Raw genomic sequence first — 10423 nt, 5'->3', positions numbered from 1 at the left:
GACGGGTCCAGGCCGAGGGTGGCCAGGGAGACGGCCAGCATGGAGGTGGTGGTCGTCTTGCCGTGGGTGCCGGCCACCGCGTTCGTGCAGGCCGCAGCGGGTTTCCTGGAGGACGTGCGGAGGCCGGCGGCCACAAGATGACAAAGCCTCGCAGGAGACGGGCAGCGTCGGCGAGGGCCGAGCCAGTATGGCTCAGTCACCCCCGGAGTCTGATTTATCCCCTCTCCAAGGAGAAGTGACTTGCCGAGCCATATGTACGCAGCGCCCTCCTCCGCTCCCCGCACCCTCGCCATCGTCGGGGCCGGCGGGGCCACGACCGCGCTCCTGCACTCCCTGGCGGAAAAAGCGGAGGACGGCGCGCCCGTCCCCCGCAACATCCTGATCTTCGAGCCCTCGCGCACACCGGGGCCCGGCGCCGTCTACCGCGACGACCTGGCCTCGGCCCGCATCAACCGCGAGGCGGGCCAGATGTCGGTGTCCAGCGCCGACCCCGAGCACTTCGGCCGCTGGCGGGCGGGCGAGGGCAAGGGGCCGGGGCCGGGCGCGGAGGACCCGCGCCACGCGCACGACCAGTTCCCCGGGCGGCCCACCTTCGGCCGCTATCTCGCCGACCAGTTCGCCATCTCCGTACGGCAGTTGAGACTGCTGGGGGTGGACGTCTCGGTGATCCAGGACGAGGTCGTCAACCTGCTGCCCACCCAGCCCGTCCGGCTGGTGACCCGGGCCAGAAAGACCTGGGTCGCCGACGAACTGGTGCTGGCGATGGGGTCGCCGCCGCAGCCCGACATCTACCACCTGGAGGGCTCCCCCCACTACTTCCGCGACCCGTTCCCGCTGTGCCGGCTCGTCCAGCAGATACCCGTCGACGCCTCCGTCGCCGTCCTGGGCACCGGGCTGACCGCCGTCGACATCGCCGTGGCCCTCGCCAGGTCCGGCCACCGGCGCCCGCCGCACCTGCTCTCGCGTACGGGCATGCTGCCGCGGGTGCGCGCCGGACTGCCCACCGCGCCACTCACCCACTTCACCACCGACAACCTGAACCAACTCGCCGACCGCAAGGGCGGGTTGACTCTGGAGGACCTCACCGAGCTGCTCCAGCGCGACGCGGGGCACCGGCTTCCGCCGCTGGCCCGGGCCCTGGAGCTGGCCCGCTTCACCGGCGGCGCCGCGCCCGCGCTGCGCCGCCAACTCGCGGGCCAGGAGCCGGACATCGCCCGCTGGCAGCAGCTGCTGGCCGCGACCAACCCGGCCGTGGAGTGCGCCTGGCGGCTGCTGCGCGCCTCCGAGCAGCGGCGGCTGTTCGAGCGCTACCACCGCCCGCTGACGAACCTGCGCAACCCCATGCCCCGGGTCAACGCCCAGTTCCTGCTGGACCTCATGGACGCCGGGAAGCTCATCGTCAGCGGCGGCCTGCAGCACGTCGGCGCCTACGCGGACGGCACCTTCTACGCCGTCCTCGCGCAGGGGCCCGACGAGTCCCTCAGCGCCGAGGACTACCTCTTCGACGAAGGGGGCCCCGGCATCAGGGAGTACGACGTCGTCATCAGCGCGGTGGGCCCGGACCCGGGCGTGGCCGGGCTGCGCGCGATGCCGCTGACCGCGTCCCTGATCAACCAGGGGCTGGCCCGCGCGCACCCCTACGGCGGCCTCGCGGTCACCGAGGACCACGCGCTGATCGACGCGGACGGCACCCCCGACCCGCGCATCCGCGTCATCGGCAACCTGACGGCCGGCACGTTCTACTACACCAGCTCGATGGAGATGGTGGCCCGTCAGGCGGCGCGCACCGCCCTGCTGTTGCCGGGCCGGGCCGACGCCGAGCGGGCCGGTCAGCTCAAGGTGGCGGTGGCATGACGCGGCCGCCGAGCGGCACCCACCGCGAACGCGGTGACGCGCGGCGCACCCGCGGCGGCCGGACGCTGATCTGCGTCCTGGTCTCGCTGGTGTGCCTGCCCCAGCTGGCGGTGGGCATGTACGTGCCCGCGCTGCCGCAGATGGCCGTCGACCTCGGCTCCACCGAAGGCGCCATCCAGCAGACCCTGGTGGCCTACATGGCCGGGTACGCGCTGAGCATGCTGACGGCGGGGCTGCTCGCCGACCGCTTCGGACGGCGGCCCGTGCTGCTGTCCGGGCTCGCGCTGTACGCGGTGGTCACCGCGGGCTCGCTGGTGGCCCAGACCGTCTGGCAGCTGGACATCCTGCGCTTCCTGCAGGCGCTGGGCGGCTGCGCGGGGACCGTGGTCGCCCGGCTGATCATCAAGGATGTGCTGGCGCCGCAGCGCCGGGTGGCGGCCCTGACGTACCTGTCCACCGGTCTGGCCGTCACCCCCGCCGTATCGCCGCTGCTGGGCGGCCTGCTGGTCTCGCACGCCTCCTGGCGGGCGTCCTTCGCCCTGATGCTGGCGGGCGGCGCGGTGGTCCTGGCGGCGGTCGCGGTGGCCGTACCGGAGACACTGCGCCCCGACAGCGCCGTACGGCTGTCCGCCGGCCGTATCCGCAAGGGGTACGGGGAGGTGCTGCGCAACCGGCCCTTCCGGTCCGCCGCGATCGCCATCAGCCTGGCCTGGTGCGGCTACTTCGTCTTCACCATGCTCTCCTCGCTGCTGCTCCAGGGCCGGATGGGCATGGGCCCGGTCGGCTTCGCGGCGGCGTACGGGTGTGTGGTCGTCGGCTATGTGGTGGGCAGCACCGCGGCCCGGCGCCTCGCCTCGCGCTGGTCGGCGCCGCGCATGATGCGCAGCGCCGGGATCTGTGCGGGCATCGCCGCGACGGCCCTGGTCGGGCTGGCGGCGGCCTTCCCCACCGACCCGGTGGCGTTCACCGTCGGCATGGCCGCGGTGATGGTGGGGGTGGGCGCCGTCTTCCCGACCGCGCAGGCCAGCTCCCTGGAGGCGGTGAGCACCAACGCGGGCCTGGCCTCGGGGCTGTTCTTCGCCACCCAGATGGCCTCCGGAGCGCTGTACGGACAGCTCGCCTCGGCGGTGGAACGGCCCGGCGCGCTGACCGTGGCGCTGCTGATCGCCGCCCCGTGCTGGCTGCTGGGCGGCTACGCGGCGCTGCGGCGCGGGCGGGGGGCCGCAGCGTCACAGGCGGCGCGGACGCCCGCCGTGGCGGCCTCCGCGGGCCGCGAGCAGGTCTCGGCGGGCCAGGACCAGGCTCCCGCTCCGGCCTCGACCCCCTCCGTGGCCGGCTCCTGACCCCGCACCCTTGCACCGCCGCACCGCTGCACCGCCGCACCAAGCACCGCCGCACCGAGCACGACGAAGCCCGTGGCTCCCCCGGATACGGTCCGGGGGAGCCACGGGCTTTTCCGTACACTCCGCTGCCCGAGGGGCGGTCGGTGCCGGTCAGCCCCAGCGCAGCGGCTGCATCCGCGTGGTGATCATGAGCCGGTTCCAGGAGTTGATGGTCAGGATGAGGGAGATGAGCTGGGCGAGTTCCCGGTCCTCGAAGTGCTCCGCCGCCCGGTCGTAGGCCGCGTCCGGTACGCCGTTGTCCAGCTCGGTGATGGTCTCGGTCAGGGCGAGCGCCGCGCGCTCCTTGTCGGTGTAGACGCCGGAGGTCTCCTCCCACACGTGCAGGAGGTCCAGCCTGGCGTCGCTCTCCCCTGCCTTACGGGCCGCCTTGACGTGCATGTTGATGCAGAACGCGCACTTGTTGAGCTGCGAGGCGCGGATCTTGACCAGCTCTTTGAGGGACTGGTCCATGCCCTTGAGCACGACCTCGTCCAGGTCCAGGAGCGCCTGGGAGATCTCGGGGACCAGCTTGCGGAAGTCCATGCGCGGGGTGTGCTGACGGGCGTGGGAGGACATGCGGTCGAGCTCCGTTCGTCGGGTTCGTATCGGGAAGAAGACCAAGGGGGCCGAGGGGGGGGCGAGGGGCCACGGCGCGCCAAGGGCCGCTGTGGCGTGGGGAGTTGAGGGGAGCCCGGAAGTCTCGGAAGGGGAGTCGGCGCAGCGCGCGCGGGGTCAGATCTGTACGGTCCCGGCGTAGGCGCTCACCGCGCGGAAGTCCCGTACGCCGTGCATCCACGCCACCTGGTCGTGGAGTTCGGCCTCGGTCATGGAGGCCAGCAGGGCGTTGCGGGCCTTGGCCGCCTCGCCCCCGGGGTGCCACAGCCGGGTGCTGTCGCGGGCGGCGAGCTGGATGGAGGCGGTGCGCTCTCGCCGCCGCGCGTTGTACTTCTCGAAGCGCTGCACGAACTCGCTGGCCCGGCAGTCCAGGAGGTCCCCGAGGACCACGGCGTCCTCCAGGCTCTGGCAGGCGCCCTGCGCCGCGTAGTGCAGCATCGGGTGCGCCGCGTCGCCGAGCAGGACGACCCGCTCGTCGGTCCAGCGGCTCACCGGGTCGCGGTCCACCAGCGTCCAGGACCTCCAGCCCTCGCCCAGATCGAGCAGGCGGCGGGCGGTGGCCCCCATCGCGGCGAATTCGCGCGCCACTTCCTCGCGGCCCGCCGGGGCTCCCGCGATGGCCTCGCGTACACCGTTGTGGCTGCTGGCCCCCACGTTGAAGGAGCTGCCGCCGGCGATGGGGTAGTGCACGAAGTGGCAGCCGGGACCGGCCCACCACGCCACGGACTTGGCGAACCGCAGCTCCTCGGGCACCTGCTCCATCGGGATGACCGCGCGGTAGATGGTGATGCCGGAGATGCGCGGCTCACCGTCGCCGACCAGCTGGCGGCGGATGTTGGAGTTGACGCCGTCGGCGCCGATCACCGCGTCGCCGACGACGCGTTCGCCGGTGCTGAGCACCACCGCGGCACGGCGGCTGTCCTGCTCGTAACCGGTGGCGGTGCAGTCGCTGCGCAGCGCGATGTTCTGCGCGGCGAGGCACTCGTTGAGCAGCAGGGTGTGCAGTTCCGCGCGGTGCACCACGACGTAGGGGTTGCCGAAGCGCTGCTGGTAGGCGCCGGTGAGCGGCATGCTCTTCACATGCTCGCCGGAGACGGCGTCCATGAAGCGCAGTTCGTCCATGTGCACGGCGCCGGCCCGCGCCGCGTCCCCGAGGCCCAGCAGGTCCAGGGCGTGCAGTCCGTTGGGGGCGAGCTGGATGCCGGCGCCTATCTCGGCGAAGCGGTCGGCGCGCTCCAGGACGGTGACGTGGTGCCCGTGCCGGGCGACGCTCAGCGCCGCGGCCAGGCCGCCTATTCCACCACCGACAACGATGACATGAGACATGGTTACTCCCCCGTCGTTCCTGATTCGAAGCTGGCACGTGCTGAGGCGGCGCGGATCGGATCGGCGCCGAGGGCGTGGGCACCGGCCGGAGAGGAAAAGAATCTGGCGGCCGCCGGGTGGCGGCGCCTCACGAAGCCCCGCCCGTAGCCGGGGGTGCGGCCGAGAATCGCTGGCTCAGGGCCTTGGCCTCCTCATCGGTGAGCGTGACGCGGAAGGTCTCGCGCAGGGCGCGCACCACCTCCCCGCCCGTCAGCTCGGCGTGCTCGCGCCGGCCGTCGGGGTGCTGCGTCACCAGGACGTGATTGCGCAGGACATGGCGTACTTCGGTGTCGGGGCGCTGGGCGACCAGCTGGCCCATGAACGGCGAGGCGGGGTTGTTGCAGGTGTAGAAGTTGGACATCTGGAAGTCGATCCAGTGCTGCGGCTGGAGGTCGACGGAGAAGACGTCGAACCAGCCGTCGGTGTGCAGACAGCGCAGGATCCAGTCCTCGCCCTCCAGGTCGAGGCGCCAGGTCCACTCCCCGACCGTCAGCTGCGCACCGTCCTCCAGGATCAGCGGCTCCAGCGGCCCTTCGTCGCCGAAGCCGACGTCCGCCAGCCAGCGCCGCCCGCCCGCCTCGACGAGCAGGACGGCGTGCGAGCGGTAGCGGATGGCGGGGTTGCCCCGGCGCACCCGGGCCAGCAGCCGGGTCACGGTGAATCCCAGGCTCTCCAGTACGGCGCCGAACAGGAGGTTGTTCTCCAGGCAGCAGCCGCCGTGCCCGCGCTCGACGATGCGCTCCTGGAGGGTCTTGAGGTCGAGCTGGACCGGGGTGCCCAGCGCCAGGCCCACGGTCTCGAAGGAGATGTGTGCCACGTGCGCGCGGTGCAGCGCGACGAGGGTCTCCACGGTCGGGGTACGGGGGCCGTCATAGCCGATACGGGCGAGATAGGCGTCCAGGTCCAGCTGTTCGGTGCCCCACTCTCCTTGGGCGTCGGGCGCGGCGGTGGACTGGGCAGTGGTCATCGTGCGGCCTTTCGGTCAGTGACATGGGTGTGTCGAAGAGAGGGGCAGAGGGGGAGAGGGGAGCAGCAGGGAGGGGAACGGCCCGGTCCTGCGGCGTTCAGGACACCCGCTGGGCGATGGTGACCTCGGCGGCCTCGGGGACTTCGGCGGCCCGGGCGCCGGCGCGGGAGCGGCGGGCGGCGAGGGCGACCAGGGTGACGCCGAGCGCGCACACCACCGCCAGCAGCAGCGCCAGGTGCTCGAACTCGTCGAGCGCCAGCGGCAGTTGGGCTCCCAGGCCCGCTCCGAGGTTGAGGATGAAGCTGTAGACGGCGATGGCGGTGCCGCGGGCCGCGCCCGCGCCGTTGCCGACGGCCTCCACGAGCGCGGGGCCCGCGGTGGACGCGCCGAGCATGGCGACGAAGAGCGCGATGCCCAGCCCGACCGTACTGGTGGCGAGCCCCGCCGCGCCGAGCATGCCGACTGCGGCCACGACCAGGGCTCCGGCCGCCCGCCGCAGCGGCGGGATTCCGGCCAGCCGGGGCGCCAGCACGATGGCGACCAGCAGCGCGGGCAGGGCGCAGGCGCGCAGCACGAGCATGGCGTCGGGGTTGCCGACCAGCTCCGGCGGGCCGTACAGCTGGACGCCGGTGTAGACGGCGGTCAGGCAGCCCAGGACGGCCAGGGCGGTGACGAAGAGCGGGACCAGGCGGATGGAGCGCAGGGTGCCGGTGGGGGCGGCTCCCTGGTGTCCGGCGTGGCGTTCGCCCGCCGGCGCGTCCGGCAGCATGACCTTGCCCAGTGCCAGCGCGCCGATCAGCAGCAGCGGCGCACAGACCCAGAAGACCGCGGACCAGCCGGCCGCGGACTCCACGAGCTGGGCGGCGACCTGGCCGAAGACCAGGGCGCCGCCCAGTACGGCGGAGATCGCCGTCAGCGCCACCGGGATGTGGCGCGGCGCCAGGCGCTCGCCGAGGTAGGCGTAGACGACGGGCGCGAAGACTCCGGCCAGCAGGCCCTGGACGGCGCGTATCGCGCAGCCGGTGGCCATCGATCCGGCCAGCGGCAGCAGGGCGGTGGCCACGGCCATCAGCGCGATGCTCGCGGCGACCAGGAAGCGCCTTCCGTAGCGGTCGGACACCGGCCCGCTGATCAGCGAGCCGCACGCGTAGGCGATGGCGAAGGCGGTGGTGGCCCAGGCCGCGGAGGACTGCGAGGTGTGCCAGGCCTCGGCGAGGTGCGGCATCAGCGGGATGGTCATATAGGCCTGGCTGGCAAGAAGGAGGCCCACCAGGGCCGCCGTCACCACGGTCGCGACGAACGGCGCCTGCCTTGCCTGCCCGTCACCGGAGGAGTTCATAGGTTGGCTCTCTTCGTCTTAGGGGCGCGGACCGTGCCGCGCCGGTGAGGTGGGGCGGTGAGCGGCGGGACGTGGGGCGGAAACCGCCGTGTGCCGTCGTGCGCCGCTGCGCCAATACGGCGGCGATACGTGTCACCCGGTGGGGTCGGGTGGCCGGATGCGCCGTTCCGGTGGGCGAGTGGGGATCGCGGAGAGTGAGTGCCGGCCCTCCCCGTGGAGCGTGGCCGAAAGCCGACGGTGACGATCCAGATCCTGCGCCGGAGCGCCAGCCTCCACCACGGGCATGGGCTCAATCCGTCAGATCAGCGCGGACTCCATCAGGTCACGGCCGGGCAAAGCCGGGCCGCCCCGCCTCCGGCGCCTTGGCCGGAACTGCCCCGTGACCTGGGGATGGTCCCGGTCACGGGGCAGTGCGGGCGCACGGTACGCACTCCGGCGGCGACGGCAAGACGCCGGGGCCGACTTCAGAGATCCGCGAGTGCGCTCAGCGGGTCCTCGACGCAGTCGGCGACGAAGCGCAGGAAGCCGCCCGCCGCGGTGCCGTCGCACACCCGGTGGTCGAAGACGATCGAGAGCTGGGCGATTTTGCGTACGGCGAGCTGCCCGTCCACCGCCCAGGGCCGTTCGATGATGCGGCCGATGCCCAGGATCGCCGCCTCGGGCGGGTTGATGATCGCCGAGCTGCCGTCCACGCCGTACCGGCCATAGTTGTTGAGGGTGAAGGTGCCGCCGGTCAGGTCCGCGGAGCCGAGGGTGCCCGACCTGGCCGCCTCGGTGAGCCGGCGGGCCTGGGCGTGCAGATCCTGGGCGCCGAGCCGGTCGGCGGCGCGCACGACCGGGACCACCAGGCCGTCGTCGGTCTGGGTGGCGATGCCCAGGTTCACCTCGGCGTAACGGATCAACTCCCCTTCCTGTACGGAGGAGTTCAGCTCCGGGTGGCGCCGCAGACCCGCGACGGCGAAGCGCGCGAGGAGGGCCAGCAGGCCGGGTGCCGCCGCGCCGCGGGACGCGCGCAGCCGCTCGCGCAGCGCGACGAACTCGGTGGCGTCCACGTCCACCCACACCGTGGCGTCGGGGACTTCGAGGCTGCGGGCGAGCTTGTCGGCGGTCGCCCTGCGCAGCCCGCGCAAGGGGCCGCGCTCGGCGACGGCGGGGCCGCGGGGCGTGGCGGGGGCGCGGCCGCCGACGGGCGCGGTGCCGTTCACGGGCGCCGGTGCCGTGAGCGACGCGGAGCCGTTGACGGCCGCGGTGCCGTTGACCGGAGCGGACCCGTTCAACAGCGCGGCGCCACTGGCCGGAGCGGTCCCGTTGACCGGCGCCGTCCCCCTGCCCGGAGCGGACCCGTTGACGCCCGGCCGGTGCGCCGCCTCCACGTCGGTACGCGTGACGGTCCCGCCCGGGCCCGTGCCGCGTACGCCCGCGAGGTCCACCGCCAGATCGGTGGCCAGTCGCCGTACGACGGGGGACAGCACCCGCGGCGGCGCCCCCGGCGCGGGCGCGGCAGCCGTCTCGGCCCCGGCCGTCCGCGCGCGGCGCCTGCGCCGTCGTCGCCCTCCCCCGGCGGGCGGCGTGCCGTACCCCACGAGCACCGCCCCCGATGCCCCCTCCGCCGCCTCCTCGGCGGCCGCGCGGTCCTCGCCCGGCTCCCCGGACGGCTGCCCACCGCCCTCGACTCCCCTCTCCTGTACGGAGATCAGCGGCGCTCCCACCGCGAGGGAGTCCCCCTCCGCGGCGTGCAACTCCACGACGAGCCCGGCGTAGGGCACCGGAACCTCCACCGTCGCCTTGGCCGTCTCCACCTCCACCACCGGCTGGTCCACCGCCACTTCGTCGCCGGCGGCCACCAGCCACCGCACGATCGCGGCGTCGGTCAGCCCCTCCCCCAGGTCGGGGAGGCGGAACCGGGCGGTGGCGGCGCTCATGTCTGCTCCCACTGGAGGGTGTCCACCACGTCCAGGATGCGGTCGGTGCCGGGCAGGTGGTGGCGCTCCAGGCTCGGCGGCGGGTAGGGGATGTCCAGCCCGGTGACCCGGGCGACCGGGGCCAGCAGCGAGTGGAAGCAGCGCTCGGCGACCAGGGCCGAGATCTCCGAGGCGACGCTCGCGAAGCCGGGGGCCTCGGCCAGGACGACCGCCCGGCCGGTGCGCCGTACGCTCTCGATCACGGTGTCCTCGTCCAGCGGCACCAGGGAGCGCAGATCCACGACCTCCAGGCTGCGGCCCTCCTCGGCGGCGATCTCGGCCGCCTCCAAAGCGGCGGGCACGCACGGGCCGTAGGTCAGCAGCGTCACATCGGTGCCCGCCCTGCGCACCACCGCGTGGCCGATCGGCTCGGTGTGCACCGGCAGTTCGACAACCTCCTTGGCCCAGTACAGCGGCTTGGGTTCGAGGAAGACCACCGGGTCCGGGTAGCGGATGGACTCCCGCAGCAGGCTGTAGGCGTCGGCCGGGCTGGACGGCGCGACGACCGTCAGCCCGGGGGTGTGGACGTAGTACGCCTCGGAGGAGTCGCTGTGGTGCTCGACGCTGCCGATGCCGCCCGCGTACGGGATGCGGATCACCATGGGCAGCGGCAGCCGGCCGCGGGTGCGGTTGCGCATCTTGGCGACATGGCCCACGACCTGCTCGAAGGCGGGCAGCGCGAACGCGTCGAACTGCATCTCCACCACCGGCCTGAAGCCGTTCATCGCCATGCCGACGGCCATGCCCACGATGCCCGACTCCGCGAGCGGGGTGTCGAAGCAGCGGCGCTCGCCGAAGTCGGCGGTCAGTCCGTCGGTGACCCTGAAGACCCCGCCGAGCCGGCCGACGTCCTCGCCGAAGACGACCACCGAGTCGTCCTCGGCCAGCGCGTCGGCCAGGGCCCGGTTCAGCGCCTGGGCCATCGAGAGGGCGGGCGGCG

8 protein-coding genes are annotated in these 10423 nt (G+C 73.4%); 2 read left to right on the top strand and 6 right to left on the bottom strand.

Going from position 1 to position 10423, the window contains the following annotated elements; genetic code table 11:
* The first annotated feature begins 240 nt into the window (after positions 1–240).
* Together AC4IJH_RS24370 and AC4IJH_RS24365 are read left to right on the top strand one after the other, a co-directional pair.
* The gene (locus tag AC4IJH_RS24370) at positions 241–1854 is read left to right on the top strand and encodes an FAD/NAD(P)-binding protein (protein ID WP_490853960.1); all 1614 of its coding nucleotides are present in this window, start codon (positions 241–243) and stop codon (positions 1852–1854) included.
* The gene (locus AC4IJH_RS24365) at positions 1851–3197 is read left to right on the top strand and encodes a multidrug effflux MFS transporter (protein WP_490853959.1); all 1347 of its coding nucleotides are present in this window, start codon (positions 1851–1853) and stop codon (positions 3195–3197) included. The genes AC4IJH_RS24370 and AC4IJH_RS24365 overlap by 4 nt, the downstream gene beginning before the upstream one ends.
* A 150-nt stretch (positions 3198–3347) precedes the next feature.
* Here the strand turns inward: AC4IJH_RS24365 and AC4IJH_RS24360 are convergent, their stop codons facing one another.
* The 6 genes from AC4IJH_RS24360 to AC4IJH_RS24335 form a co-directional block, all read right to left on the bottom strand.
* Positions 3348–3812, bottom strand: coding sequence for a carboxymuconolactone decarboxylase family protein (locus tag AC4IJH_RS24360; RefSeq protein WP_490853958.1), 465 nt, complete (start codon positions 3810–3812; stop codon positions 3348–3350).
* 156 nt (positions 3813–3968) lie between these two features.
* Positions 3969–5177, bottom strand: a complete 1209-nt coding sequence (locus AC4IJH_RS24355; protein ID WP_490853957.1) for an FAD-dependent monooxygenase — start codon at positions 5175–5177, stop codon at positions 3969–3971.
* Between the two features lie 127 nt (positions 5178–5304).
* The gene (locus AC4IJH_RS24350) at positions 5305–6183 is read right to left on the bottom strand and encodes an arylamine N-acetyltransferase family protein (protein ID WP_490853956.1); all 879 of its coding nucleotides are present in this window, start codon (positions 6181–6183) and stop codon (positions 5305–5307) included.
* Positions 6184–6280: 97 nt separating this feature from the next.
* On the bottom strand, positions 6281–7522 hold the full coding sequence (locus AC4IJH_RS24345) for an MFS transporter (protein WP_490853955.1): 1242 nt from the start codon (positions 7520–7522) through the stop codon (positions 6281–6283).
* Between the two features lie 464 nt (positions 7523–7986).
* Complete coding sequence (locus tag AC4IJH_RS24340) at positions 7987–9444, bottom strand: dihydrolipoamide acetyltransferase family protein (protein WP_490853954.1); 1458 nt, start codon at positions 9442–9444, stop codon at positions 7987–7989.
* Complete coding sequence (locus AC4IJH_RS24335; RefSeq protein WP_490853964.1) at positions 9441–10406, bottom strand: alpha-ketoacid dehydrogenase subunit beta; 966 nt, start codon at positions 10404–10406, stop codon at positions 9441–9443. The genes AC4IJH_RS24340 and AC4IJH_RS24335 overlap by 4 nt, the downstream gene beginning before the upstream one ends.
* Positions 10407–10423: the final 17 nt, after the last annotated feature.

The organism is Streptomyces sp. UF-297 (assembly GCF_058245575.1).
The sequence above is the reverse complement of the archived record's forward strand: the minus strand, read 5'-3'. Positions and strand labels throughout refer to the sequence as shown.

Coding starts and splice junctions, on each gene's coding strand:
- AC4IJH_RS24365 (WP_490853959.1), top strand. CDS start 1,851: ATGACGCGGCCGCCGAGCGGCACCCACCGCGAACGCGGTGACGCGCGG.
- AC4IJH_RS24335 (WP_490853964.1), bottom strand. CDS start 10,406: ATGGCCCAGGCGCTGAACCGGGCCCTGGCCGACGCGCTGGCCGAGGAC.
- AC4IJH_RS24350 (WP_490853956.1), bottom strand. CDS start 6,183: ATGACCACTGCCCAGTCCACCGCCGCGCCCGACGCCCAAGGAGAGTGG.
- AC4IJH_RS24360 (WP_490853958.1), bottom strand. CDS start 3,812: ATGTCCTCCCACGCCCGTCAGCACACCCCGCGCATGGACTTCCGCAAG.
- AC4IJH_RS24340 (WP_490853954.1), bottom strand. CDS start 9,444: ATGAGCGCCGCCACCGCCCGGTTCCGCCTCCCCGACCTGGGGGAGGGG.
- AC4IJH_RS24345 (WP_490853955.1), bottom strand. CDS start 7,522: ATGAACTCCTCCGGTGACGGGCAGGCAAGGCAGGCGCCGTTCGTCGCG.
- AC4IJH_RS24355 (WP_490853957.1), bottom strand. CDS start 5,177: ATGTCTCATGTCATCGTTGTCGGTGGTGGAATAGGCGGCCTGGCCGCG.